Below are 25154 nucleotides of genomic sequence, written 5' to 3' on the forward strand. Positions count from 1 at the left end.
ATCGGGCGCTGGCAGCAGCGCCCGATCCATTTCAACGATCCTTGAACTGCGCCTCACGCTTGGCGATAAAGGCGGCCATGCCTTCCTTCTGGTCTTCGGTGGCGAAGGCCGCATGGAACACCCGGCGCTCGAAGCGTACGCCCTCGGCCAGGTTGACCTCAAACGCGCGGTTGACGCTTTCCTTGACCATCATGGTCATCGGGATCGACTTGCTGGCGATGGTCGCCGCCACCTTCAGCGCCTCTTCCAGCAGCTCGGCTTGCGGTACCACGCGCGCCACCAGGCCAGCGCGCTCGGCTTCCTCGGCGCCCATCAGGCGGCCGCTCAGGCACAGTTCCATGGCCTTGGCCTTGCCCACCGCACGGGTCAGGCGCTGGGTGCCGCCCATGCCCGGCAGCACACCGAGGTTGATTTCCGGCTGGCCAAACTTGGCGTTATCGGCAGCAAGGATGAAGTCGCACATCATCGCCAGCTCACAACCGCCGCCCAGGGCAAAGCCGGACACCGCAGCGATGATCGGCTTGCGCCGGTTGGCGATGCGATCAGCGTCGCTGAACAGGTCATCGACGTAGATCTGCGGGTAGCGCAGGTCGGCCATTTCCTTGATGTCGGCGCCAGCCGCGAACGCCTTGGCGGAGCCGGTCAGCACCACGCAACCGATGTTCGGGTCGGCTTCGAGCTGGTCCAGGGCCTGGTTGATCTCGCCGACAATCTGCGCGTTCAGGGCATTGAGCGCCTGGGGGCGGTTGAGGGTGACCAGGCCGACCTTGCCGTGGATGTCCAACAGAATGGTTTCAAATGACATGCAAGCTGCTCCCTTCAAAGATTGCGCGCAATGACCATGCGCTGAATATCGCTGGTGCCTTCATAGATCTGGCAGACCCGCACATCGCGGTAGATGCGCTCCAGCGGAAAGTCGCTCAGATAGCCATAACCGCCGAGGGTCTGCAAGGCGTCCGAACAGACCTTTTCGGCCATTTCCGAGGCGAACAGCTTGGCCATTGACGCTTCGACCAGGGCCGGACGCCCGGCATCGCGCAGCGCCGCAGCATGCAGGACCATCTGCCGGGCCACGGCAACACGGGTAGCCATGTCGGCCAGGCGGAAGGCCACGGCCTGATGTTCGATCAACGGCTTGCCGAAGCTTTCGCGCTCGCGGGCATAGTCACGGGCCACCTCGAAGGCGGCGCGGGCCATGCCCACCGATTGCGAGGCAATACCGATCCGGCCGCCTTCGAGGTTGGCCAGGGCAATCTTGTAGCCTTCGCCCTCCTCGCCCAGGCGGTTGGCTACCGGCACGCGCACGTCGTCAAAGACGATCTGGCAGGTGTCGGAGGCGTGCTGGCCGAGTTTGTCTTCAACCCGCGCCACCTGGTAACCCGCTGAATCGGTGGGCACGATGAAGGCGCTGATGCCGCGCTTGCCGGCCTCGGGGTCGGTGACTGCAAACACGATGACCACGCCAGCGTTCTGCCCGGAGGTGATGAACTGCTTGCAGCCGTTCAGCACGTAATGATCGCCGTCACGCCGGGCGCGGGTCTTCAGGCTGCTGGCATCGGAACCGGCTTGCGGCTCGGTCAGGGCAAAGGCGCCGAGCATGGCGCCGCTGGCCAGCGGTGTGAGGAACTGCTGCTTCTGCTGGTCGTTGCCAAACTTGAGGATGGGCACGCAGCCCACCGAGTTGTGCACGCTCATGATGGTCGAGCAGGCACCATCGCCGGCGGCGATTTCTTCCAGAGCCATGGCGTAGGCCACGTAACCGGTGTCGCTACCGCCCCACTGCTCCGGCACCAGCATGCCGAACAGGCCCAGCCCGGCCATCTCCTCGATTGCCTCTTTAGGGAAGCGATGTTCGCGGTCCCATTGTTCGGCAAAGGGCCGTAGGCGCTCCTGGGCGAACTGGCGGACGGCGTCGCTGATTTGCTGTTGTTCGTCATTGATTAGCATGGTGCACCTCAGTACAGACACTCGACGGCCATGGCCGTGGCTTCACCGCCGCCGATGCAGATCGCTGCAATGCCACGATGCAGGCCTTTCTGGCGCAGGGCCGCCAGCAGGGTGACGAGGATGCGCGCGCCCGACGCGCCGATCGGATGGCCCAGGGCGCAAGCGCCACCATGGACGTTGACCTTGTCGTGCGGCAGGTCCAGGTGCTTCATCGCCGCCAGGGTGACCACGGCAAAGGCTTCGTTGATTTCGAACAGATCGACCTCGGCCAGGCTCCAGCCAGTGCGCTTGATCAGCTTGTCGATGGCGCCGATCGGTGCGGTGGGGAACAGCGCCGGGGCATCGGCGAACGCCGCGTGCCCATGGATCACCGCCAACGGCTTCAAACCTTGCTGCTCGGCCTGGGAACGGCGCATCAGCACCAGCGCTGCAGCACCATCGGAGATCGAGCTGGAGTTGGCCGCGGTCACCGTGCCGCCGTCGCGGAAGGCCGGCTTGAGCTGAGGGATCTTGTCCAGGCGAGCCTTGGGCGGCTGCTCGTCGTCGCTGACCAGGCGCTGGGTCTTGCCCTCGGTCACTTCGACCGGGACGATCTCGCTGGCAAAACTGCCATCCTTGATCGCCTGCTGCGCGCGGGTCAGCGAGGCAATGGCGAAGTCATCCTGCTGCTCACGGGTAAAACCATTGTTCTCGGCGCAGTCCTCGGCAAAGGTGCCCATCAGGCGGCCCTTGTCGTAGGCGTCTTCGAGGCCGTCGAAGAACATGTGGTCGATGATCCTGCCGTGGCCCATGCGGTAGCCGCTACGGGCCTTGTCCAGCAGGTACGGGGCGTTGGACATGCTTTCCATGCCGCCAGCCACAACCACATCAGCGCTGCCGGCCAGCAGCAGGTCGTGGGCCATGATCGCCGCCTGCATGCCCGAGCCGCACATCTTGTTCAGGGTGGTGCAGGTGGTGCCCTTGTTCAAACCGGCGCCCAGGGCCGCCTGGCGCGCTGGCGCCTGGCCCAGGCCTGCCGGCAGTACGCAGCCGAACAGCACCTGTTCGACGCTGTCAGGCGCTACCCCGGCACGCTCGACAGCGGCGCGGATGGCCGCAGCACCCAGTTGCGGCGCGGTCAGGCTTTTCAGGTCGCCCTGCAGGCCGCCCATGGGCGTGCGCACGGCGCTGACGATTACGATCGGATCATTGGCGAGTGTCATGATTGTCTACTCCGAAAATTACTTGGCAGCCATGCGCAAGGCGCCGTCAAGACGGATCACCTCACCGTTGAGCATGCTGTTTTCAATGATGTGGCGGGCCAGCGCAGCGTATTCCTGCGGGCGGCCCAGGCGTGGCGGGAACGGTACTCCGGCCGCCAGAGAATCGCGCACTTCCTGGGTCATGCCAGCCATCATCGGGGTTTCGAAAATGCCCGGTGCGATGGTCATCACACGGATGCCGAAGCGCGCCAGTTCACGGGCCGCAGGCAAGGTCAGGCTGGCGATCGCGCCCTTGGAGGCGGCGTAGGCGGCCTGACCGATCTGGCCGTCGTAGGCGGCAATCGAGGCGGTGTTGATGATCACCCCACGCTCACCCTCAGTGCCCGCTTCGCCTTCGGCCATGGCTGCAGCGGCCAGGCGCAGCAGGTTGAAGCTGCCGATCAGGTTGACGTTGATCACCCGGCTGAAGCTGTCCAGGCCATGGGGGCCATTCTTGCCCAGGACCTTTTCGGCGCCGACGATACCGGCGCAGTTGATCAGGCCATGGAGACTGCCGAACGCGGCAACGGCGGCATCGACCGCGGCCTTGGCGGCGCTCTCCTGACTGATATCGGCAACCGCAAAGTGCGCCTTGCTACCCAGCGCCTGGGCCTTGGCAGCGACCGCCTCGGCATTGAGGTCGACCAGCATCACCTGGGCTCCAGCCTCGATGAGCATCTGTGCGGTAGCGGCGCCCAGCCCGGAAGCTGCGCCGCTGACGATGAAGTTCTTGTTGGCAATCTGCATGATGGTCGTTCCTCAGGCGCTGGCAGTCGAAGCCAGCGCGGCTTGTTGTTTGGCTATTTCCTGGTTGCGCAGGATGAAACGCTGCAGCTTGCCGCTCGGGGTCTTGGGCAGCTCGCTGACGAATTCGATTTCCCGTGGATAGGCGTGGGCATACAGGCGCTGGCGGACGTGCTGCTTTAGTGCCTCGGCCAGTTCTTCGCTGGGTTGCTGAGCGCTTGCCAGCACCACGAACGCCTTGATCAGTTCGGTACGCTCCGGGTCCGGTTTGCCAACCACGGCGGCCTCGATCACCGCCGGGTGTTCGATCAGAGCGCTCTCGACATCGAACGGCCCGACCCGGTAGCCGGAGGTGGTGATCACATCATCACTGCGGCCAACGAAGCTGATACTGCCATCGGGGTTGAGCTCCACGGTGTCACCGCTCAGGTAGTACCTGCCGACGAAGGCTTTGGTCGGCAAACCGTGGTAGCCAGCAAACCAGCACAGCGGCGACTGCTCGCGGTCCACGGCGAGAATGCCCGGCTGCCCGGCTGGCAGTTCATTGTGCTGCTCATCCAGCACCACGATACGGTGGCCGGGAATGGCAAAGCCGGCCGCCCCCAGGTGCACCGGGTGCTCCAGGCCGTGGTGGTTGCACAGCACCATGCCCAGTTCGGTCTGCCCGTAATGGTCGTGGATGGTCACTCCCAGCTCGTCGGCAAACCAGCGGATCACTTCCGGGTTGAGCGGCTCGCCGGCACTGCTGACCACCCGCAGGCGGCCCTTGATCGGCGCGCTGAATTCGCTGCCGGCAGCGATCAACAGGCGATAGGCGGTGGGCGAGCCCGCCAGGTTGCTGATCGCGTACTTGTTGATGACCCGACAGGTACTTTCGACGCTGAACGGTCCATCGAAAAAGGTAGTGGCATGGCCCAGGGCCAGCGGCCCGGTCACGGCGTAGTAAAGCCCGTAGGCCCAGCCAGGATCAGCAAGGTTCCAGAAGTTGTCTTCAGGGCGCAGGTCGATGGCATCGCGCATGTAGCCCTGAAAGGCGACGATGGCCCGCAGCGGCACTTCCAGCGGCTTGGCCGGGCCGGTAGTGCCGGAAGTGAACATCAGCAGGAACGGTGCGTCGCCCCCCAGCAGCACCGGCTCGCAATGATCATCGGCTGCTGCCAGCGCCATGTGAAAGTCGATATCGCTGGCGTCGTTGGCGGCACCAACACAGATGATTGTCGGGCAGTCATGGACCTCGTCGAGCTTGCTGCGATTGAGCGGCTCGGTGACCACCACCTTGGCCCCGGACTGTTCCAGCCGGTGCTCGATAGCCTTGGGGCCAAAAGCGGTGAACAGCGGCTGGTAGACTGCGCCCAGGCGCCAGGTGGCCAACACGGTGATCAGCAACTCGACCGTACGCGGCATCAAGCCGGCAACCCGGTCGCCGGCGCCTACACCCTGAGCCCTGAGCACATTGGCCAGGCGCGCGGCAGATTGCTGCAGTTGCTCGAAGCTGTACTGGGCGCTGCTACCCTCGCGGCCTTCGCAGTTCAGTGCAATACGATTGCCGCCGACATGCCGGTCGCAGCACTCGACGCAGGCGTTGAGCGCTTCAAGGCTGCCTTGCAGGGCAGCCGCAGCGGTATGCGGGTAGTTGAATCCTTGCGCCGCGGCACGGTAATCACGCATCGCCAGACTCCTCGTTTTTTATTGTTGGAATAAAACGATTGATCTGAAGATAGTCGCGCCAGAGCCGTTACGGGACAATGGTCAAAGCTGTCAATCTGGATGACTGGTTTGGCCAGTCAGACGTCGTGGGGCAGGATCAGGCTGCGGTAATGACCAGGGTTGGAGCCGGTCCACTTGCGAAAGGCTTTGTAGAACGAGCTGGTGTCGGCGAAACCCAAGCGCGCGGCAATCTCGGCGAAACCGACCTCGGCTTCTGCCAGCCAGGTGATCGCCAGCTCTTTGCGCACGCTGTCCTTGAGGGCTTGGTAGGTCGTGCCCTCTTCGGCCAGGCGCCGGCGCAGGGTCGAGGCCGATATGCATAGTTGCTGGGCCAGCGCTTCGGTTTCCGGCCACTCCCCGGCTGGCAACCGACGCAGCGTTGCCTTGATACGCCGGGCCAGGCTGTCCGGGTCGCGGTACTTGACCAGAATGTTGGCCGGTGCCTCGGCCAGAAAGCGTTGCAACTCTTCCGGCGTACGTTTGAGCGGCAGGTCCAGGCAATCGGCGGCGAAGATCATCCGCGTGCGTGGACGGCCGAACTGCAGGTTTTCCGAGAACATCACCCGGTAGTCGTCGCAGAACGGCGGCTCGGCACAGCGCAGCTCGATGGCCAGGATCGGAATGCGCCGCCCGGCCAGCCAGCAGGCCACGCCATGCACGATCATCCAGAAGGTGAAGTAGGTAAAGGGCCTGCGCGGCGCATCCTGCGGCTCGCCGATGACAATTTCCGCGAGGCTCTGCTGGCGCACCAGCACCGGCTGCAGATGCTCGAGCATCAGCCCGAGAAAAGTCAGGGCGGTCTCGAGCCCTGCACCCAGGGTCGGCTGAGCCATAGATGAGCGACAGAGAAAGGCCAGGCTACCCGTGCGCAGGCCGCGTGGGTCCATGCAAAAAAATTCATCGTGGCAACGCCGGGCCAGCAAACGCCAAAGCTGCGCATAGGCGCTGGCCGGTACCCGCGCCTGGGCCTGGTCCAACTGCGCCGGGTCGATACCGACGCGATTGAGCAAGGCCTGGCTCGGCGCACCCGGCGCGCAACTTTCCAGCAGCGCTTCACGCACCAGTTGCATGGAGATGGTGTCTTTCTCCGCCATCAGCAGTCTTTCGCCTTGCCCGTCTTGTTTGACCGCCATCTTAGAGGCCCGCCCGGAAAATGCCAGCACCTCCTCATACCACCGGCGCCAGGCTGAGAAACGCCTGGATCAGACGCAGTTCGCGACGCCGTTCCAGGCAGCCGATCATGTGCTGGTTGACCAGCCCCGCTCCGGCAATGGGCCGCGCCACCACCCGCGGGTCATGGCTGATTTCCATCGAAGATACGATGCCAATGCCAAGCTCGGCCGCCACTGCTTCGGTCACTGCTTCGCGGCTGTCGAGCTCCAGCAGCACCCGCGGCTGAACACCGGCCTCACTGCAGGCCTGATCGAAGGTGCGGCGGGTGATCGAACTGGGTTCGCGCAGCACCATGATCTGCCGGTCCAGTTCACCGAGCTGTAGTTCCTCGGCATTGCTCGCCCAGGCATGCCCGGCCGGCAGCAAGGCGCAGATCCGTGAATCCCCCAGGCTTTGCAGGTACAGGCCCTTGCGCGGTTCGACTTCGGTCAGGACCGCCACATCGGCATGCTCGCAGAGCAGCGCCGCCAGGGTTTCCTGGGCGTTGCCCAGGCGCAGGTTGACGGTGATGCCCGGGTAAGCCGCACGCAGTTGCGCCAGCATCGGCATGACCCGGTGCGGGCCGTCAGCGGCCACTTCCAGACGCCCGGTGAGCAACTGCCGGTTGGCCTCAAGCATCACCTGCGCTTCTTCGACCAGACCGAACATGGCGCGGGTGATGGCCGCCAGGCGTATGCCCTCCTCGGTCAGTTCTACCCGCCGGGCGGTGCGGCGCAGCAGGGTGATCTGGTAATGCTCCTCCAACGCCTTGATATGCCCGGTCACCGCCGGCTGGCTGATGAACAGGCGGTTGGCGGCGCGGGTAAAGCTGCCCTCACGGGCCACTGCATCGAAGGCGCGGAGCTGGAACAGGTTCATATCTATCGGCCTGACTTATGGCTGGCATAACAACAAACAATTTGATTGATAGCGCACGGAATTGCAACTTAGGCCCCGTAGATTCAGCCCACCGCTTGTGAGGATTACCGGAATGAGTAACGCCCCTATCCTGCTGACCCCCGGCCCCCTGACCACCTCGGCCCGTACCCGCCAAGCGATGATGGTCGACTGGGGCTCCTGGGACCGCGATTTCAACCAGCTGACCGCAAGCCTCTGCGAGCAACTGCTGGCCATCGTCAACGGTGCCGACAGCCACCACTGCGTGCCCCTGCAAGGCAGCGGCACCTTTGCCGTTGAAGCCGCCATCGGCACCCTGGTGCCTCGCGACGGCAAGGTCCTGGTGCTGATCAATGGCGCCTATGGCCAGCGCCTGGCGAAGATCTGCAAGGTGCTGGGGCGCGCCTACAGCACTTTCGAAACCGCCGAAGACGAGCCCACTACCGCTGCTGACGTCGATCGCCTGCTGGCCGCCGACAGCAGCATCACCCACGTGGCGTTGATTCATTGCGAAACCAGTACCGGCATTCTCAACCCGCTGCCTGAGATCGCCCGGGTTATCGCCGGCCACGGCAAGCGCCTGATCATCGATGCCATGAGTTCGTTCGGCGCCTTGCCGATCGATGCCCGCCAAGTGCCGTTCGATGCCCTGATCGCCGCCTCCGGTAAATGCCTGGAAGGCGTACCCGGCATGGGCTTCGTGTTTGCCAACAAACAGTCGCTGGCCACCGCCGCAGGCAACTCACCGTCGCTGGCCATGGACCTGCAGGACCAACATGCCTACATGGCCAAAACCGGCCAATGGCGCTTTACCCCGCCGACCCACGTGGTGGCGGCGCTGCACGAAGCCTTGCTGCAATACAACGAAGAAGGCGGCCTGCCCGCGCGTCATCAGCGCTACGCCAACAACTGCAAGACCCTGCTCGACGGCATGGCCGCCATCGGTTTGCGCAGCTTCCTGCCAGCCGAGATCCAGGCGCCGATCATCGTCACCTTTCATGCCCCGAACGATCCGCGCTACCAGTTCAAGGACTTTTACGAGCGGGTCAAGGCCAAGGGCTTCATCCTCTACCCGGGCAAGTTGACCCAGGTCGAAACCTTCCGCGTCGGCTGCATCGGTTGCGTTGGCCCGGACGGCATGCAGGCTGCGGTCAACGCCATCGCCGAGGTCCTGCGGGAAATGGAAGTGCTGGACATCTGACACCTCGAATTCTTTCTACCTGATCAGCGAAACCACCCGCTCAAGGAACCCTGAACATGAACTACAGCAACCCGACGCACCTGCAAGCCGCGATCCTCGACTGGGCCGGCACCGTGGTCGACTTTGGCTCCTTCGCCCCGACCCAGATCCTCGTCGAGGCCTTCGCCGAATTCGATGTCGAGGTGTCCATCGAAGAAGCCCGCGGCCCGATGGGCATGGGCAAGTGGGACCACATCCGCACCCTGTGCGACCAGCCACAGATCGCCGAGCGCTACCGCAAGGTGTTCGGCCGCACGCCGACCGATGCTGACGTCACCGCCCTCTACGAACGCTTCATGCCCCTGCAGATCGAGAAGATTGCCGTGCACTCGGCGCTGATCCCAGGCGCCCTCGAGACCCTGACCGGGCTGCGCAAAGATGGCCTGAAGATCGGCTCGTGCTCGGGCTACCCGAAAGTGGTGATGGACAAGGTAGTGGAGCTGGCCGCGCAGAACGGCTACGTGGCCGATCATGTGGTGGCTACCGACGAAACTCCGAACGGCCGCCCATGGCCGGCCCAGGCCCTGGCCAATGTGATTGCCCTGGGGATCGATGATGTCGCCGCCTGCGTCAAGGTCGATGACACTGTGCCGGGCATCCTCGAAGGCCGTCGTGCCGGCATGTGGACGGTGGCGCTGGTGTGTTCGGGCAACGCCCTGGGCCTGACCTACGAAGGTTACCGCGCCCTGGCCTTGGAGACGCTCGACAGCGAGCGCAAGCGCATTCATGCGCTGTTCGAAGGCTCGCGCCCGCACTACCTGATCGACACCATCAACGAGTTGCCGCAAGTGATTGCCGACATCAACAAGCGCCTGGCGCGAGGCGAGATGCCGCAGGCGGTGTAACCCCACCATCGCGGGGCAAGCCCGCTCCTACAGGTAGGAGCGGGCTTGCCCCGCGATTAGCTGCCTCACTTCTGGTGACGCTCGACCCACACGGCAAACTTGTCGATAAAGGTCTGCAGGAATGGCCGGGTCTTCTCCGACAGCTTGCCGTGCTCATCGAACAGCGTCCCTGCCCCGCTGATGTACGCTTCCGGCTGCTGCATGCACGGCACATCGAGGAACACCAGCGACTGGCGCAGGTGATGGTTGGCGCCAAAGCCGCCCACCGCCCCCGGCGACACGCTGATCACCGCCCCCGGCTTGCCGCTCCAGGCGCTCTGGCCGTAAGGCCGCGAGCCCACATCAATCGCATTTTTCAATACCCCCGGCACCGAGCGGTTGTACTCCGGGGTCACGAACAGCACCGCATCACTGCTGCGAATCTGCTCGCGGAAGGTCTTGTAGGCCTGTGGCGGATTGGCGTCGATATCTTCGTTGTACAAGGCCAGCTCGCCGATTTCGACGTTGTGCAGTTTGAGGTTGGACGGCGCGAGCTCCGCCAGCGCACGGGCGACCTTGCGGTTGAGGGATTCCTTGCGCAAGCTGCCGACGACGACGGCGACTGAGTACACCTGGCTCATGGCAATTTCCTGACGTGGAGAACAAAGGGAGTTGTAGGTATAGATGATCCCGTGCGGCCCTGAAGTTTTTTTCCAGGCGGGCAAAACTTACCAGGCAAAACAGTGGTCTATGCCTGACAGATCCTTATTTCTTCAGAGGTTGCACGGTAAATGACAGCAGTACTGGTCGGACAGTTTCATGCACGGGACGCAGAGGGCCGCATCTATCCCGTTCATGAGTTCCAGGAAGCCACCCTGCAGGCCGACGGTAGTGGCGCACCCCTGCCGATTACTACCTATAGGCTGGCAATCGGCGACCGGGTCAACCACCTGGGTGAAGATCGCTTCGAGCTGGTACAGAGTGGTGTGGAAATCATCCGTATTCCCTGACCCTGCTCACACCTTGATGCAATCGACGGTATAGACCCGCCCCTGCGCTGTGGTTTCATGCTGCAGCCCATGCACATCCGCGACAAACCCGGGAAAACCGCTGTCAAAGGCGGCGGCAAAAGCCAGGTAGTCGATGATAGAACGCGTCGCCTCGGTAAAGCGCTCCCCCGGCATGATCAACGGAATTCCCGGCGGATAGGGCACCAGCATCACGGCAGCGATTCGCCCGAGCAACTGCTCGATCGGTACCGCTTCGACCTCCCCGCGCACCATCCGGTCATAGGCATCGGCGGGTTTCATCACCACTTCAGGCAAGCGCGTGAACAGCCGTTTGAGCTGCTTGGCAGTGGCATTACTGCGGTAACAGGCATGCAGTTGGTCACACAAATCCCGCAGCCCCAACCCTTGGTAGCGCACAGGATCGAGACCGGCGACACAGGACAGGCTTTCGAGTAAATCGGTATTGGCATCGTAGTTACGCTTGAACTCGAGCAGCTCGGTCAGCAGCGTGCTCCATTTGCCCTTGGTGATGCCCATCGAGAACAGCACCAGGAAGGTGTAAAGCCCGGTCTTCTCCACCACCAGGCCGCGCTCCCAGAGAAACTTGCTGACCACCGCGGCCGGAATCCCGTGCTCGCTCAAGGCACCGCCGGCGCTGAGGCCCGGCATCACCAGGGTGACCTTGATCGGGTCGAGCAGCACGTAGTCGTCACTGACATCGCCAAAACCATGCCAGTCGGCCTGGGGCTGCAGCAGCCAGTCTTCGGTCTTGACCTGCCTTGCACCCTCACCCAGCGCTGGCTGCCAGATGCTGAACCACCAGTCATCCGCAGCCATGTGCTCACGCAGGTTGGCCATGGCCCGGCGAAAGCTCAGCGCCTCATCGAACATTTCCTGCAGCAAGGAGCGCCCGGCCGGGCCTTCCATCATCGCCGACGACACATCCAGCGAGGCGAGGATGCTGTACTGCGGCGACGTGGAAATGTGCATCATGAAGGCTTCGTTGAAGCGATCGCGGTCCAGCTGCCGGGCACCGCCGTCCTGCACATGGATCATCGAAGCCTGGCTGAAGGCCGCCAGCAGCTTGTGGGTCGAATGCGTGCTGAACACCAGCGGGCTGTCGGCGCTGCGCGAAGTGCCCATGGCGTAGCGCCCGCGGAAGAACTCGTGAAACGCCGCATAGGCATACCAGGCCTCATCGAAGTGCAACACCTCGACACTGCTGCCCAGTTCCTGCTTGATCAGCTCGGCGTTGTAGCACAGCCCGTCGTAGGTGGAATTGGTCACCACCGCCAGCTTGACCTTGGGCGGGCGACCCCGGGCCAAAGGATTGGCCTGGATCTTGGCCTGGATCGATACCGGGCTGAACTCACTCAGCGGGATCGGCCCGATGATGCCCAGCTCGTTGCGTTCGGGGCACAGGTACAAGGGGATGGCCCCGGTCATGATGATCGCGTGGACCACCGACTTGTGGCAGTTGCGGTCCACCAGCACCAGGTCATCACGGCCGACCATCGAGTGCCAGACGATCTTGTTGGCGGTCGAAGTGCCGTTGATCACGAAGAAAGTATGGTCGGCGCCGAAGTTCTTTGCCGCCCGCGCCTCGGCAGCTGCCAGGGGCCCGGTGTGGTCGAGCAGCGAGCCCAACTCAGGGACCGACACCGACAGGTCCGAGCGCAGGGTGTTCTCCCCGAAGAACTGGTGAAAGGCCTGGCCGACCGGGCTTTTGCGATAGGCCACGCCACCGCCATGGCCGGGAGTGTGCCATGAGTAGTTCGATTGCGCGGTGTGCTGCACCAGCGCTTTGAAAAACGGCGGCAGCAGGCCATCCAGATAACTGTGCGCAGCCCGCGCCACCTGGCGGGCGAGAAACGGCACGGTGTCTTCAAACAGGTAGAGAATGCCGCGCAGCTGGTTAAGCTCACTGATGACATCGGCGGGAGCATTCTCCAGGGTCACCTGCTCGCCCAGGGCGAAGATCGGCAAGTGCGGTGCGCGCACCCTGGCCAGGCGAATCAGCTCGACCATGTTCTGTAAAAGGTGGGTATTTTCGCCAGCACCTTCGGCGGCAATCAGCATGCACGCCAGGCCATGATGGGTCGCGGCAACCAGGCGGCCTTCGGCGTAATCGACGGCCGGCAGGATGGTGAAGCCGTCCTGGGCCAGCTCCTGGGCAATACCGCGAACACGCTCGCCTGCGACCGTATCGGCCTTGATATCGCGATGCACGATCAGGACGGGGAACTTGAGGTCCTTGTACATGGGCGGGCGCTTCCTCCGGGTAACAGCTTTGTCACCTCAGGGTAGAAGGTCGCCAGCGCCCCTGCGCGGCAAATTGCCTCAGTTTGCTTCGGACAGCTGCTGCCACAGCGCCGGGCCACCGGCGGACTTGGCAATGGCCTCCAGACGCGCCATGTGCAGTTCAAGCTCCTGCTCGGTGGCGCGAATGATCCGCCCTGGCTGGCGGCTGGCGGGCAGGCGGCGGATCTCGCTGCCGCGGTTGTCGTCACCCTCTTCCTCACCATCGGCACCATGCCCGGCAAGCGACAGGCTGGTCTGGCCACCGGTCATGCTCAGGTAGACGTCGGCCAACAGTTCGGAGTCGAGCAGTGCGCCGTGCAGCTCACGGCCGGAGTTGTCGACGCCATAACGTTTGCACAGCGCGTCGAGGCTGTTGCGCTGTCCCGGATGGCGCGAGCGGGCCATCATCAGGGTGTCGAGGATGGTGCAGTGCTGGGAGATGTCGGCGCGGTCGTGCTGGCCGAGCAAGGCGAATTCGTTGTTGATGAAGCCAACGTCGAACGCCGCGTTGTGGATGATCAGCTGGGCGCCCTGGATGAACTCGAAGAACTCATCGGCGACTTCGGCGAATCGCGGCTTGTCGATCAGGAAGGAGTCGGTGATACCGTGGACGCCGATGGCCCCCTCGTCACTTTCGCGGTCCGGCTGCAAATAGACGTGGAAGTGCCGTCCGGTCAGGCGCCGCCCCATCAGCTCGACACACCCGATCTCGATGACCCGGTGTCCGTCAGTCACCGGCATACCGGTGGTTTCGGTGTCGAGGACGACCGACCTGTTGTTCTGAATCTCCACGCCGATGGTCTCCTGCCGCGTACAGTCTGGTGAAAAGCCGGCCATTCTACCTCAGCTCAAGGAGGAGTGGCGGCCGGTGTGCTCAGCGCAGGCCACGGACCTCGTCAACACCACGGTTGGCCAACTGGTCGGCGCGCTCGTTGCCATGGTGGCCAATGTGCCCGCGTACCCATTTCCAGGTCACCTTGTGACGGCCAACCTGCTCATCGAGCAACTGCCAGAGGTCGGCATTCTTTACCGGTTCCTTGGCGGCAGTTTTCCAGCCGCGCTTCTTCCAGTTGACCATCCATTCGTTGATGCCTTTCATCACGTACTGGGAGTCGGTGACCAGCAGCACTTCGCACTCGCGCTTGAGTGCTTCCAGGCCCTTGATCGCCGCCATCAGTTCCATGCGGTTGTTGGTGGTCTCGCGTTCGCCGCCCCACAGTTCCTTTTCGACGCCCTTGCATACCATCAGCACGCCCCAGCCGCCCGGGCCAGGGTTACCCTTGCAGGCACCATCGGTGAAGATCTCGACGCTATCGCTCATTTACAGCCTTTTCATCAATGATTTGACCCCGTGCCCTTGGGGCCCGGAGCTCAGGGTTCGGAATGGCGCCGGTTGACCTTGGCCATCGGCAGCGGCAGCAGCTTGCCCATCGGCTCACGGCGCTCCAGGCGCAGGGGCCGCAAGCCGACCACCATCTTGCGCGCCACCAGCAGGTAGACACCGCCACCGGCACTCTGCCAGCCACCGGCGATCCGCTCCCAACCGGCCAGGCGCTGTTGCCAGGCGGGGGATGCGAGCGGCGGACGATAGCACCCGAAGCGGCGTTTCTCCAGCGCGAAGCCCAGCAGGTTGAGCCAGTCGCCAACCCGCGACGGGGAAATGCAGCGCGCCTTGCGCAGGGCATCATGGGCAAACACCCGGCGCACGCCCCAACTGCTCCAGGGGTTGATACCGACGATCAGCAGATGGCCGCCCGGGCGCACGCTGCTCGCGGCTTCACGCAGCAGGCCATGGGGCGACAGGCTGAAGTCCAGGCCATGCTGCAGTACCACGACATCGGCGGCATGCTCGCTCAGTGGCCAGGCCTGTTCTTCGCAGACAATCTCGACCCCGGGCAGCGGCGCGCCCAAGCGCACGTTGCGCTGCACCTGCGGGGCCTTGGGCGGCGCTTCGGCGCAGGGGCCGTAGTGCACCAGGTAACCACCAAAGTAACGCCCCAGTTCTTCCTCAAGCAGGCGTTGTTCCTCCTTGAGCATAAGTTGCCCGAGGGGGCCGGCGAACCAGTCGCGGGCCAGGCTGATCAGCTCCAGCCACTGCGGATCGGCCTGGGCGAAGGCTTGATCGGTCATTGCAGTCTCCCTTGAAGGTTCTCGACAGCGCGCATAGCTACTAAGATGCACCCATGTCCACCGTTTGGCGAATCGCACCATGATACAGATCGATGCCCTGCCCGCTTTCAACGATAACTACATCTGGTTGTTACAAGATTCTGCCAACCAGCGTTGCGCGGTGGTCGATCCGGGCGATGCAGCACCGGTACTGGGCTGGCTTGAACGCCATCCCGGCTGGCAACTGAGCGACATCCTCGTTACCCATCACCATCACGACCATGTCGGTGGCGTCGAGCAGCTCAAGGCGCAAACCGGCGCCACCGTGTACGGCCCTGCCCACGAGCGCATCCCCGGCCGCGACCAGGCCCTCGACGACAACGCCAGCGTGCGCGTTCTGGGTCTGGATTTCCAGATCATCGCCGTGCCTGGACACACCCTGGGACACATTGCCTATTATTGCCAGCAGACGGCCACGCCCGTGCTGTTCTGTGGCGATACCCTGTTCGCCGCCGGTTGCGGGCGCCTCTTCGAAGGCACGCCGGAGCAGATGCACCACTCCCTGCAACGCCTGGCCGCCCTGCCTGGCGAGACCCTGGTGTATTGCACTCACGAGTACACCCTCAGCAACCTGCGCTTTGCCCAGGCCGTGGAGCCTGGCAACCCGCACATTGCCCAACGCTTTGCCGACGTTACCCAGTTAAGGGCGCAGGATCGCATCACGTTACCGTCAACCCTAGACCTGGAAAAGCTGACAAACCCTTTCCTGCGGACCACCGAAACATCCGTTAAAGAAAAACTAGACGAACGGAATGGCCCGATAAACCCCACGCCAAGTGCTGTTTTTGCTGGGTTACGTGCTTGGAAAGATAGGTTCTAAACAGCCTCTGCTGGTGACGGAAAGTTCTGAAAGGTTGACCGTTGGGGGGCCGCTTTCTAGAATCGCCCGACATTTTTGCCCGGAACTTCGTCCCAGCCAATGTCGTCCAATAGCCGCAGAACCTTCAATTCCGTCGCCCTGACGCGCCTGGCCCAAGCCAGTGCGCTAGCCCTGGCCGCCACTCTCGTGGGCTGCCAGAGCACCCGTCAAGTCGACGAATCCGACAGCGTTCGCGCGCACAACTACCAGGCACGGGCCAAGCAGAAACCGCTGATCGTACCGGTCAAGCCGGTCGAGCAGGCGCCTCAGGACGTCTGGGAACGCATGCGCCAGGGCTTTGTGCTGCAGGACGGCGTTGCGGTCAACCCGCGTATCGAACAGCAGCGCCTGTGGTTCGCCAGCAACCCCTCGTTCCTCGAGAACGCCGGCGACCGTGGCAGCCTGTACATCCACTACATCGTCGAACGCCTCGAAGAGCGCAACATGCCGCTGGAGCTGGCCCTGCTGCCGGCGATCGAGAGCGCCTACAACCCCATGGCCTATTCGCGGGCCCATGCGGTAGGCCTGTGGCAGTTCATCCCCTCCACCGGGCGTTACTTCAACCTGCGCCAGACCCGCTTCTACGATGGCCGTCGCGACATCACCGCCTCGACCAACGCCGCGCTGGACTACCTGAACCGTCTGCACGACATGTTCAACGGTGACTGGCTGCTGGCCCTGGCGGCCTACAACGCCGGTGAAGGCACGGTCAGCCGCGCCATCGAGCGCAATGAGAAGCTCGGCCTGCCAACCGACTACTGGAACCTACCGCTGCCGAAGGAAACCCGCGACTACGTACCCAAGCTGCTGGCCCTGTCGCAGGTGGTGATGACACCGCAGGCCTATGGCGTCAACCTCAACCCGATTGCCAACGAACCCTACTTCGAGGCCGTGGCGATCAAGGATCGCCTCGACCTGTCGCGAGTCGCCGCCCTGGCCGAGATCGACGAAGACGAACTGTTCCAGCTCAACCCGGCGTTCAAGAAGCGCATGACCGTCGACGGCCCGCAGCAGCTGCTGGTGCCGACCGCCAAGGCGCAACTGCTGACCGCCTCGCTGTCGAACATGAAGCCTGAAGAGCTGCTCAGCCTGCAGCCGAAAAAAGCCGTATTCGAAGCCGCCCTGGCCGAGGCTGCGCCGCGCACCACCACGATCCGCAACAGCCGTTACCGGGTCAAGCGTGGCGACAACCTGGCCAGCATCGCCAAGGCCAACAAGGTCAGCGTCAAGGACCTGCAACGCTGGAACAAGCTCTCCGGCAAGAACCTCAAGGCCGGCCAGACCCTGGTGATGCAGAACGCCCAGCCGGTTGGCGCGAAGAACCAGAAGAAATCCACCCAGTACAAGGTGCGCAAAGGCGACTCGCTGTACCTGGTGGCCAAGCGCTTCAACGTCGAGATGCAGCACCTCAAGCGCTGGAATCCACGCAGCGGCCACGCCCTCAAGCCGGGCCAGACCCTGACCGTCTACCTCAACCATTGAGGTCCGCGCTCCGGTCAGTGACCGGAGCCGCCTGCCCCGCCCCACGCGGCACTCTTTTTCCAGTCGATACAAGCTGTTACTGTAGCTGGAATAAAGCCCAAGCCGCCTGGATCGGATCTCGACTTGATACGTCCCCTCCTGTTGCTGTCACTCAGCCTGGCCTTGAGCTTTCCCGCGGGCGCGACAATCAGCGAAAGCCACGGTTACGCCCAGTTCGGCACGCTCAAGTATCCAGCCAAATTCACCCACTTCGACTGGGTCAATCCGCAAGCGCCCAAGGGCGGCACCTTGCGGGCCATGGCATTTGGCACCTTCGACACCCTCAACCCCTATACCTTCAAGGGCTCAAGCCCGGTCACCACGCCGAACTTCCTGCAGTACGGGGTGAGCGAGCTGAACGAAACCCTGATGGTCGGCACCGGCCAGTACGACCCGTCCGGCGATGAGGCCACGTCCAGCTATGGCCTGATCGCAGGCTCCGTCGAATACAGCGACGACCGTAGCTGGGTGGTGTTCAACCTGCGCCCCGAGGCGCATTTTCACGATGGCAAGCCGATCACCGCCGCCGACGTGGCGTTCTCCTATCGCACCCTGCTCAAGGAAGGTCACCCGATCTACCGGACCAACCTGCAGGAAGTACAGCGCGTCGACATCCTCAACCCGCGACGCATCCGCTTCGTCTTCAAGCGCGCCGGCAATCCGCTGCTGATCCTGCGCCTGGGCGAGATGCCGGTGCTGCCGGCGCATTACTGGAAAGGCCGCGACTTCAAGGCCACCACCTTCGAGCCGCCGCTGGGCAGCGGCCCGTACCGCATCACCCAGGTGCAGCCGGGGCGGCGCCTGGTGTTCGAGCGGGTAAAGAACTACTGGGGCAAGGACCTGGCGGTCAACCGCGGCAAGTACAACGTCGACCGCGTCGAGTACGAGTTCTATCGCGACAGCGCGGTGGCCTTCGAAGCCTTCAAGGCCGGCGAGTTCGACATTTACATCGAGCACCAGGCGAAGAACTGGGCCAACGGCTACAACTTCCCGGCGGTACGTCGCGGCGATGTGATCAAGGCGCAGATCCCGCACAAGATCCCGACCCAGACCCAGGGCCTGTTCATGAACAGCCGCCGGGCGACCTTCAGCGATGCGCGGGTGCGTCAGGCACTGGGGTTGATGCTCGACTTCGAATGGACCAACCGCGCCCTGTTCAGCAGCGCCTACCAACGCGCCAGCAGCTACTACCCCAACAGCGAGTTCGCTGCCAGCGGCCTGCCGGTGGGCAAGGAGTGGCTGCTGCTGGCCCCTTACCGCAAGCAACTGCCCACGGCGCTGTTCACCGAGCCGTACAAGGTCAGCCACACCGACGGGCGTGGCATCAACCGCCAGACCCTGCGCCAGGCCCTCGACTTGCTCGGCCAGGCCGGCTGGAAGCTCACAGGGCCGCGCCTGCTCAACAGTGCCGGGCAACCCTTGAAGCTGGAGCTGTTGCTGGTCAATCCGAACCTTGAACGGATCCTGCAACCTTATGTCGAAAATCTCGCCAGCATCGGCATCGAAGCGCGCTTGCGCACCGTAGACCGGGCCCAGTACAAACAACGCCTGGACCAGTTCGATTTCGACATGATTCTGATGACCCTGAACCAGACCCTGAGCCCGGGCCTTGAACAATGGCTGTACTTTCACTCAAGCCAGGCCTCGACCAAGGGCAGCAAGAACTATGCTGGCGTGAAAGACCCGGTGGTCGATCACCTGCTCGACACCCTGCTGGCCGCCCAGAGTCGCGAAGACCAAGTGGCTGCGGCGCGCGCCCTGGACCGGGTGCTGCTGTGGCAGTACTACATGATTCCCAACTGGTATCTCGACAACCACCGCCTGGCCTACCGCAATCGCTTTGCCTTTGTGGCCACGCCGCCCTACACCCTGGGGCTCAACAGCTGGTGGATCAAGCCTTCGGAGAAAGCCCAATGATGCCAATGTCCCGCCTGCGCCTGAAGGCCTGCGCACTGCTGCTGGCCTGCCTTGGCGGCCAGGCACTGGCTGCACCGCAACACGCCTTGACCCTCTACGACGAAGCGCCGAAATACCCGGCCAGCTTCAAGCACTTCGACTACGTCAACCCCGACGCGCCCAAGGGCGGCACCTTTCGCCAGGCCGGCTTCGGCGGTTTCGACAGCCTCAACCCGTTCATCAACAAGGGCGTAGCCGCCGACGACATTGGCCTGATCTACGACACCCTGATGACCCAGAGCCTGGATGAACCTTTCACCGAGTACGGCCTGGTCGCCGGCAAGATCGAAAAAGCCCCGGACAACAGCTGGGTGCGCTTCTACCTGCGCCCCGAAGCGCGTTTTCATGACGGCCACCCGATGCACGCCGAAGACGTGGTGTTCACCTTCAACACCCTGATCAAGCACGGCGCACCGCTGTACCGCGGCTACTACGCCGATGTCGCCGAAGTGATCGCCGAAGACCCGCAGCGGGTGTTGTTCAAGTTCAAGCACAGCAACAACCGCGAACTTCCGCTGATCCTCGGCCAGTTGCCGGTATTGCCCAAGCACTTCTGGGAAAGCCGCGAGTTCACCAAGGGCAACCTGGAAATCCCCCTGGGCAGCGGCCCGTACAAGGTCGCCGAGGTCAAGCCGGGGCGCTCGATCCGCTACGAGCGGGTCAAGGACTACTGGGGCAAGGACCTGGCGGTCAACCGTGGTTTCTACAACTTCGACGAGATGACCACCGACTACTACCGCGACAGCGCAGTCACCCTCGAAGCGCTCAAGGCCGGCCAGTTCGACTACCGCCTGGAAACCGCAGCGAAGAGCTGGGCCACCGCCTATGACGTGCCGGCTGTGCGGCAGAAACGCCTGATCCTCGAAGAGTTGCCCAACGGCAACCCGACCGGCATGCAGGGCTTTATCTACAACATTCGCCGCCCGCTGTTCCAGGATGTACGGGTACGTGAAGCACTGAGCCTGCTGCTGGACTTCGAATGGACCAACAAGCAGCTGTTCAACGGTGCCTACACCCGCACCCGCAGCTACTTCGAGAACTCCGACATGGCCGCCCGCGACCTGCCCGACGCCGCCGAGCTGAAGATTCTCGAACCGCTGCGCGGCAAGATCCCCGACCCGGTGTTCACCCGCGCCTTTGCCAACCCGGTTACCGATGGCAGCGGCATGATCCGCGAACAGCAGCGCAAGGCCTACAAGCTGCTGCAGGAGGCTGGCTGGCGCATTGTCGACGACAAGATGGTCGACGCCCAGGGCAAGCCGGTGTCCATTGAATTCCTCCTGGCGCAGACCGAATTCGAGCGCATCCTGCTGCCGTTCAAGCGCAACCTGGCGGACCTGGGTATCGACCTGGTGATTCGCCGGGTCGATGTCTCGCAATACATCAACCGCCTGCGCTCGCGGGATTTCGACATGATCGTCGGCGGCTACCCGCAGTCCAACTCCCCGGGTAACGAGCAACGCGAGTTCTGGCAGAGCGCCGCCGCCGACAATCCCGGCAGCCGCAACTTCATCGGCCTGAAGGACCCGGCCATCGACACCCTGGTGGAGCAACTGATCAACGCCGATTCGCGACAGAGCCTGATCGAGCACTCGCGCGCCCTGGACCGGGTGCTGCAATGGGGCTACTACGTGATCCCCAACTGGCACATCAAGACCTGGCGCGTGGCCTACTGGAACCACATCGGCCACCCCAAGGTTTCGCCCAAGTACGACATCGGTATCAACACCTGGTGGATCAAGCCGGATGTCGAGCCGGTAGTGCCGCTGAACCCGGCGCCCGAAGCGCAAGCGGCCGAAGGGGCGAAATAGCATGCTGGCCTATATCTTTCGCCGTTTGCTGCTGATCATCCCGACCCTGCTGGGCATCCTGATCATCAACTTCATCATCATCCAGGCCGCCCCGGGCGGCCCGGTGGAGCAGATGATCGCCAAGCTCGAAGGCTTCGAGGGCGCCACCAGCCGCATCGCCGGTGGCGGCGCCGAAGTCTCCGTGGCCGGCTCCAACTACCGCGGTGCCCAGGGCCTGGACCCGGCCTTGATCAAGGAAATCGAGCAGATGTACGGCTTCGACAAGCCGGCGCCGGAACGCTTGTGGATCATGATCAAGAACTACGCCCGGCTGGATTTTGGCGACAGCTTCTTTCGCGATGCCAAGGTCATCGACCTGATCATCGAAAAGATGCCGGTGTCGATCTCCCTGGGGCTATGGAGCACGCTGATCATGTACCTGGTGTCGATCCCCCTGGGAATCGCCAAGGCCACCCGTCACGGCAGCCACTTCGATGTCTGGACCAGCTCGGCGATCATCATCGGCTACGCCATCCCCGCTTTCCTGTTCGCCATCCTGCTGATCGTGCTGTTCGCCGGCGGCAGCTACCTGGACTGGTTCCCGTTGCGCGGCCTGACCTCGAACAACTTCGACGAGCTGAGCACCACCGGCAAGTTGCTCGACTACTTCTGGCACCTGGTGCTGCCGGTAACCGCGCTGGTGATCGGCAACTTCGCAACCATGACCCTGCTGACCAAGAACAGCTTCCTCGACGAAATCAACAAGCAGTACGTAGTCACCGCCAAGGCCAAGGGCCTGAGCCCCAACCGCGTGCTCTACGGTCATGTCTTCCGCAATGCCATGCTGCTGGTGATCGCCGGCTTTCCCTCAGCGTTCATCGGTATCTTCTTCACCGGCTCCTTGCTGATCGAGGTGATCTTCTCCCTCGACGGCCTGGGCCTGATGAGTTTCGAGGCGGCGATCAACCGCGACTACCCGGTGGTCTTCGGCACCCTGTTCATCTTCACCCTGCTCGGACTGGTGGTGAAGCTGATCGGCGACCTGACCTACACCCTGGTCGACCCACGCATCGACTTCGACAGCCGGGAGCACTGAGATGAACCTGTCACCTCTGAATCGCCGGCGCTTCGAGCGCTTCAAGGCCAACCGCCGCGGTTGGTGGTCGCTGTGGCTGTTCCTGATCCTGTTCGGCCTGAGCCTGGGCGCCGAACTGATCGCCAACGACAAGCCCCTGGCCGTGCGCTACGACGGCGAATGGTATTTCCCGGCGCTCAAGCGCTACCCGGAAACCACGTTCGGCGGCGAGTTCCCGCTGGAAGCCAACTACAAGAGCCCGTACATCCGCGAGCTGCTCGCCGCCAAGGACAGCTTCGTGCTGTGGGCGCCGATCCCGTTCGGCTACCAGAGCATCAACTACGACCTCAAGGTCCCGGCCCCTGCCCCGCCGTCGGCGCAGAACTGGCTGGGCACCGACGACCAGGGCCGCGACGTGCTGGCACGGGTCATCTATGGTTTCCGTATTTCGGTGCTGTTTGCCCTGACCCTGACCATCCTCAGCTCGATCATCGGCGTGATCGCCGGCGCCCTGCAGGGCTTTTACGGCGGCTGGGTGGACCTGGTCGGGCAGCGCTTCCTGGAAATCTGGTCGGGACTGCCGGTGCTGTACCTGTTGATCATCCTCGCCAGTTTCGTGCAACCGAACTTCTGGTGGCTGCTGGGGATCATGTTGCTGTTCTCGTGGATGAGCCTGGTGGATGTGGTACGCGCCGAGTTCCTGCGCGGACGCAACCTTGAATACGTGCGTGCGGCGCGGGCACTGGGCATGCAGAACGGCGCGATCATGTACCGGCATATCCTGCCCAACGCGATGATCTCGACCATGACCTTCATGCCGTTCATTCTCACTGGCGCCATCGGCACCCTGACCGCCCTGGACTTCCTCGGCTTCGGCCTGCCGCCCGGTGCGCCATCGCTGGGTGAGCTGGTAGCCCAGGGCAAGTCCAACCTGCAAGCGCCCTGGCTGGGCATGAGCGCATTTGCCGTGCTGGCGCTGATGCTCAGCCTGCTGGTGTTCATCGGCGAGTCCGCCCGCGATGCGTTCGACCCGAGGAAATGAGATGAGCAAGGAAACCTTGATCGAAGTCCGCGACCTGGCCGTCGAGTTCGTCACCGGCGATCAATGCCAGCGGGTGGTCGAAGGCGTCAGCTTCGACATCCGCCGCGGCGAAACCCTGGCCTTGGTCGGCGAAAGCGGTTCGGGCAAGTCGGTGACAGCGCACTCGATCCTGCGCCTGCTGCCCTACCCCCTGGCCCGGCACCCGAGCGGCAGCATCCTGTTCGAGGGTAACGACCTGCTGACCCTCGACGAGAAAAAGATGCGGCGCATTCGCGGCAACCGCGTGGCGATGATCTTCCAGGAGCCGATGACTTCGCTCAACCCGCTGCACAACATCGAAAAGCAGATCAACGAGATCCTCCTGCTGCACAAGGGCCTGCGCGGCAAGGCGGCCACTGAGCGCACCCTGGAGCTGCTGGCGATGGTCGGCATACCCGAGCCCCACAAACGCCTCAAAGCGCTGCCACACGAGCTCTCAGGCGGTCAGAGACAGCGTGTGATGATCGCCATGGCCCTGGCCAACGAGCCCGACCTGCTGATCGCCGACGAACCGACCACGGCGCTGGACGTCACCGTGCAGTTGAAGATCCTCGAACTGCTCAAATCGCTGCAGGCCCGCCTGGGCATGGCCCTGCTACTGATCAGCCACGACCTCAACCTGGTCAAGCGCATCGCCCACCGGGTCTGCGTGATGCAAAAGGGCCAGATCGTCGAACAGGCCGATTGCGAAGAACTGTTCCGCAACCCCAAACACCCCTACACGCAGATGCTTCTCGGAGCCGAGCCCAGCGGCGGCCCGGCCGGCAACCCGCCTGGCGCACCGATGCTGCAGGTCGAGGACCTGCGCGTCTGGTTCCCGATCAAGAAGGGCCTGCTGCGGCGCACCGTCGATTACGTCAAGGCGGTCGACGGCATCAACTTCGATCTGCCCCAGGGCCAGACCCTGGGCATCGTTGGCGAGAGCGGCTCGGGCAAGTCGACCCTGGGCCTGGCGATCCTGCGCCTGCTCGGCAGCCAGGGCAGCATCCGCTTCCAGGGTACGGCCCTGGAAAACCTGACCCAGCAACAGATACGCCCCCTGCGCCGGCAGATGCAGGTGGTTTTCCAGGACCCGTTCGGCAGCCTCAGCCCGCGCATGTGCGTCAGCGATATTGTCGGCGAAGGCCTGCGCATCCACCGCATGGGCAGCGCCGCCGAGCAGGAACAGGCGATCATTGCCGCCTTGCAGGAAGTAGGGCTCGACCCGCAGGCGCGGCATCGTTATCCGCACGAGTTCTCCGGCGGTCAACGTCAGCGGATTGCCATCGCCCGGGCATTGGTGCTCAAGCCTGCGCTGATCCTGCTTGATGAGCCCACCTCGGCATTGGACCGTACCGTGCAGCGCCAGGTGGTGGAACTGTTGCGCTCATTGCAGAGCAAATACAACCTCACCTACCTGTTCATCAGCCACGACCTCGCGGTGGTCAAGGCGCTCAGTCATCAGCTGATGGTGGTCAAGCAAGGTCAGGTGGTGGAGCAAGGGGTGGCGGCGGATATCTTTGCCGATCCGCAGCATGCGTATACACGGCAGTTGCTGGAGGCAGCGTTTCTGGCGCCAACACCGGCCTAGTCGCGTCGCCTGGATTGCGCCCGCTTCGCGCTCGATCGCTGGCAAGCCAGCTCCCACAGGGGCCAGTACA

Annotated in this window: 22 protein-coding genes; 10 read left to right on the forward strand and 12 right to left on the reverse strand. The window is 63.4% G+C overall.

Annotated features, from left to right (window positions below; translation table 11 throughout):
• Positions 1–31 precede the first annotated feature (31 nt).
• The 7 genes from CCOS864_RS19015 to CCOS864_RS19045 form a co-directional block, all read right to left on the reverse strand.
• Positions 32–805 carry an enoyl-CoA hydratase gene (locus tag CCOS864_RS19015; protein ID WP_115087881.1) on the reverse strand — a complete coding sequence of 258 codons (774 nt, stop codon included), beginning with the start codon at positions 803–805 and terminating at the stop codon, positions 32–34.
• Between the two features lie 14 nt (positions 806–819).
• The gene (locus CCOS864_RS19020) at positions 820–1947 is read right to left on the reverse strand and encodes an acyl-CoA dehydrogenase (RefSeq protein ID WP_115087882.1); all 1128 of its coding nucleotides are present in this window, start codon (positions 1945–1947) and stop codon (positions 820–822) included.
• Positions 1948–1955: 8 nt separating this feature from the next.
• Positions 1956–3149 carry an acetyl-CoA C-acyltransferase gene (locus CCOS864_RS19025; protein ID WP_115087883.1) on the reverse strand — a complete coding sequence of 398 codons (1194 nt, stop codon included), beginning with the start codon at positions 3147–3149 and terminating at the stop codon, positions 1956–1958.
• A gap of 18 nt (positions 3150–3167) precedes the next feature.
• Positions 3168–3935 carry an SDR family NAD(P)-dependent oxidoreductase gene (locus tag CCOS864_RS19030; protein WP_115087884.1) on the reverse strand — a complete coding sequence of 256 codons (768 nt, stop codon included), beginning with the start codon at positions 3933–3935 and terminating at the stop codon, positions 3168–3170.
• A gap of 12 nt (positions 3936–3947) precedes the next feature.
• Positions 3948–5600: an AMP-binding protein gene (locus CCOS864_RS19035; protein WP_115087885.1), complete on the reverse strand. Its 1653-nt coding sequence runs from the start codon at positions 5598–5600 to the stop codon at positions 3948–3950.
• Positions 5601–5716: 116 nt separating this feature from the next.
• Positions 5717–6733 (reverse strand): AraC family transcriptional regulator, encoded by a 1017-nt coding sequence (locus CCOS864_RS19040; RefSeq protein WP_115088494.1) that lies wholly within the window; start codon positions 6731–6733, stop codon positions 5717–5719.
• 73 nt (positions 6734–6806) lie between these two features.
• Complete coding sequence (locus CCOS864_RS19045) at positions 6807–7670, reverse strand: LysR substrate-binding domain-containing protein (protein WP_115087886.1); 864 nt, start codon at positions 7668–7670, stop codon at positions 6807–6809.
• 112 nt (positions 7671–7782) lie between these two features.
• Between CCOS864_RS19045 and CCOS864_RS19050 the strand changes: the two genes are divergently transcribed.
• Together CCOS864_RS19050 and phnX are read left to right on the forward strand one after the other, a co-directional pair.
• Positions 7783–8889: a 2-aminoethylphosphonate--pyruvate transaminase gene (locus CCOS864_RS19050; RefSeq protein ID WP_115087887.1), complete on the forward strand. Its 1107-nt coding sequence runs from the start codon at positions 7783–7785 to the stop codon at positions 8887–8889.
• A gap of 56 nt (positions 8890–8945) precedes the next feature.
• A complete protein-coding gene (gene phnX, locus CCOS864_RS19055) occupies positions 8946–9773 on the forward strand; it encodes a phosphonoacetaldehyde hydrolase (RefSeq protein ID WP_115087888.1) in 828 nt (275 codons plus the stop codon).
• A gap of 65 nt (positions 9774–9838) precedes the next feature.
• Here the strand turns inward: phnX and CCOS864_RS19060 are convergent, their stop codons facing one another.
• Positions 9839–10393, reverse strand: a complete 555-nt coding sequence (locus CCOS864_RS19060; RefSeq protein WP_115087889.1) for an NADPH-dependent FMN reductase — start codon at positions 10391–10393, stop codon at positions 9839–9841.
• 150 nt (positions 10394–10543) lie between these two features.
• Between CCOS864_RS19060 and CCOS864_RS19065 the strand changes: the two genes are divergently transcribed.
• The gene (locus CCOS864_RS19065) at positions 10544–10762 is read left to right on the forward strand and encodes a hypothetical protein (protein ID WP_115087890.1); all 219 of its coding nucleotides are present in this window, start codon (positions 10544–10546) and stop codon (positions 10760–10762) included.
• 6 nt (positions 10763–10768) lie between these two features.
• On the opposite strand, the gene CCOS864_RS19070 is transcribed toward CCOS864_RS19065, so the two are convergent.
• The 4 genes from CCOS864_RS19070 to CCOS864_RS19085 all read right to left on the reverse strand — a co-directional run bounded on the left by CCOS864_RS19070 (position 10769) and on the right by CCOS864_RS19085 (position 15193).
• Positions 10769–13024 (reverse strand): Orn/Lys/Arg family decarboxylase, encoded by a 2256-nt coding sequence (locus CCOS864_RS19070; RefSeq protein ID WP_115087891.1) that lies wholly within the window; start codon positions 13022–13024, stop codon positions 10769–10771.
• Positions 13025–13102: 78 nt separating this feature from the next.
• Entirely contained in the window at positions 13103–13849 is a 747-nt protein-coding gene (dnaQ, locus tag CCOS864_RS19075; RefSeq protein ID WP_276330495.1) for a DNA polymerase III subunit epsilon, read from the reverse strand.
• 88 nt (positions 13850–13937) lie between these two features.
• Entirely contained in the window at positions 13938–14384 is a 447-nt protein-coding gene (gene rnhA / locus CCOS864_RS19080; protein WP_115087893.1) for a ribonuclease HI, read from the reverse strand.
• Between the two features lie 50 nt (positions 14385–14434).
• Positions 14435–15193, reverse strand: coding sequence for a class I SAM-dependent methyltransferase (locus CCOS864_RS19085; protein WP_115087894.1), 759 nt, complete (start codon positions 15191–15193; stop codon positions 14435–14437).
• Positions 15194–15272: 79 nt separating this feature from the next.
• Here CCOS864_RS19085 and gloB point away from each other — a divergent pair, with 79 nt between their 5' ends.
• From gloB to CCOS864_RS19120, 7 genes are all read left to right on the forward strand, one after another.
• Positions 15273–16052, forward strand: a complete 780-nt coding sequence (gene gloB / locus CCOS864_RS19090; protein WP_115087895.1) for a hydroxyacylglutathione hydrolase — start codon at positions 15273–15275, stop codon at positions 16050–16052.
• Between the two features lie 99 nt (positions 16053–16151).
• Positions 16152–17573: a transglycosylase SLT domain-containing protein gene (locus tag CCOS864_RS19095; RefSeq protein ID WP_115087896.1), complete on the forward strand. Its 1422-nt coding sequence runs from the start codon at positions 16152–16154 to the stop codon at positions 17571–17573.
• Between the two features lie 123 nt (positions 17574–17696).
• Positions 17697–19529 carry an extracellular solute-binding protein gene (locus CCOS864_RS19100; RefSeq protein WP_205125915.1) on the forward strand — a complete coding sequence of 611 codons (1833 nt, stop codon included), beginning with the start codon at positions 17697–17699 and terminating at the stop codon, positions 19527–19529.
• Complete coding sequence (locus CCOS864_RS19105; protein ID WP_115087897.1) at positions 19526–21379, forward strand: extracellular solute-binding protein; 1854 nt, start codon at positions 19526–19528, stop codon at positions 21377–21379. Before CCOS864_RS19100 ends, CCOS864_RS19105 begins: the two co-directional genes overlap by 4 nt.
• Before the next feature lies 1 nt (position 21380).
• Complete coding sequence (locus CCOS864_RS19110; RefSeq protein WP_115087898.1) at positions 21381–22454, forward strand: microcin C ABC transporter permease YejB; 1074 nt, start codon at positions 21381–21383, stop codon at positions 22452–22454.
• A gap of 1 nt (position 22455) precedes the next feature.
• Entirely contained in the window at positions 22456–23475 is a 1020-nt protein-coding gene (locus CCOS864_RS19115; protein ID WP_115087899.1) for an ABC transporter permease, read from the forward strand.
• 1 nt (position 23476) lies between these two features.
• Positions 23477–25084 (forward strand): ABC transporter ATP-binding protein, encoded by a 1608-nt coding sequence (locus CCOS864_RS19120; RefSeq protein ID WP_115087900.1) that lies wholly within the window; start codon positions 23477–23479, stop codon positions 25082–25084.
• The last annotated feature ends 70 nt before the right edge of the window (positions 25085–25154 follow it).

The sequence above is a fragment of the Pseudomonas wadenswilerensis genome, from assembly GCF_900497695.1.
Lineage (GTDB): Bacteria > Pseudomonadota > Gammaproteobacteria > Pseudomonadales > Pseudomonadaceae > Aquipseudomonas > Aquipseudomonas wadenswilerensis.

Excerpts from the sequence above, each read along its gene's own strand:
- CCOS864_RS19015 (WP_115087881.1), bottom strand. The coding sequence starts at position 805 with ATGTCATTTGAAACCATTCTGTTGGACATCCACGGCAAGGTCGGCCTG.
- gloB (WP_115087895.1), top strand. The coding sequence starts at position 15,273 with ATGATACAGATCGATGCCCTGCCCGCTTTCAACGATAACTACATCTGG.
- phnX (WP_115087888.1), top strand. The coding sequence starts at position 8,946 with ATGAACTACAGCAACCCGACGCACCTGCAAGCCGCGATCCTCGACTGG.
- CCOS864_RS19115 (WP_115087899.1), top strand. The coding sequence starts at position 22,456 with ATGAACCTGTCACCTCTGAATCGCCGGCGCTTCGAGCGCTTCAAGGCC.
- rnhA (WP_115087893.1), bottom strand. The coding sequence starts at position 14,384 with ATGAGCGATAGCGTCGAGATCTTCACCGATGGTGCCTGCAAGGGTAAC.
- CCOS864_RS19045 (WP_115087886.1), bottom strand. The coding sequence starts at position 7,670 with ATGAACCTGTTCCAGCTCCGCGCCTTCGATGCAGTGGCCCGTGAGGGC.
- CCOS864_RS19060 (WP_115087889.1), bottom strand. The coding sequence starts at position 10,393 with ATGAGCCAGGTGTACTCAGTCGCCGTCGTCGTCGGCAGCTTGCGCAAG.
- CCOS864_RS19030 (WP_115087884.1), bottom strand. The coding sequence starts at position 3,935 with ATGCAGATTGCCAACAAGAACTTCATCGTCAGCGGCGCAGCTTCCGGG.
- CCOS864_RS19035 (WP_115087885.1), bottom strand. The coding sequence starts at position 5,600 with ATGCGTGATTACCGTGCCGCGGCGCAAGGATTCAACTACCCGCATACC.
- CCOS864_RS19120 (WP_115087900.1), top strand. The coding sequence starts at position 23,477 with ATGAGCAAGGAAACCTTGATCGAAGTCCGCGACCTGGCCGTCGAGTTC.
- CCOS864_RS19050 (WP_115087887.1), top strand. The coding sequence starts at position 7,783 with ATGAGTAACGCCCCTATCCTGCTGACCCCCGGCCCCCTGACCACCTCG.
- CCOS864_RS19105 (WP_115087897.1), top strand. The coding sequence starts at position 19,526 with ATGATGCCAATGTCCCGCCTGCGCCTGAAGGCCTGCGCACTGCTGCTG.
- CCOS864_RS19110 (WP_115087898.1), top strand. The coding sequence starts at position 21,381 with ATGCTGGCCTATATCTTTCGCCGTTTGCTGCTGATCATCCCGACCCTG.
- CCOS864_RS19020 (WP_115087882.1), bottom strand. The coding sequence starts at position 1,947 with ATGCTAATCAATGACGAACAACAGCAAATCAGCGACGCCGTCCGCCAG.
- CCOS864_RS19085 (WP_115087894.1), bottom strand. The coding sequence starts at position 15,193 with ATGACCGATCAAGCCTTCGCCCAGGCCGATCCGCAGTGGCTGGAGCTG.
- CCOS864_RS19040 (WP_115088494.1), bottom strand. The coding sequence starts at position 6,733 with ATGGCGGAGAAAGACACCATCTCCATGCAACTGGTGCGTGAAGCGCTG.
- CCOS864_RS19025 (WP_115087883.1), bottom strand. The coding sequence starts at position 3,149 with ATGACACTCGCCAATGATCCGATCGTAATCGTCAGCGCCGTGCGCACG.
- CCOS864_RS19070 (WP_115087891.1), bottom strand. The coding sequence starts at position 13,024 with ATGTACAAGGACCTCAAGTTCCCCGTCCTGATCGTGCATCGCGATATC.
- CCOS864_RS19065 (WP_115087890.1), top strand. The coding sequence starts at position 10,544 with ATGACAGCAGTACTGGTCGGACAGTTTCATGCACGGGACGCAGAGGGC.
- CCOS864_RS19095 (WP_115087896.1), top strand. The coding sequence starts at position 16,152 with ATGTCGTCCAATAGCCGCAGAACCTTCAATTCCGTCGCCCTGACGCGC.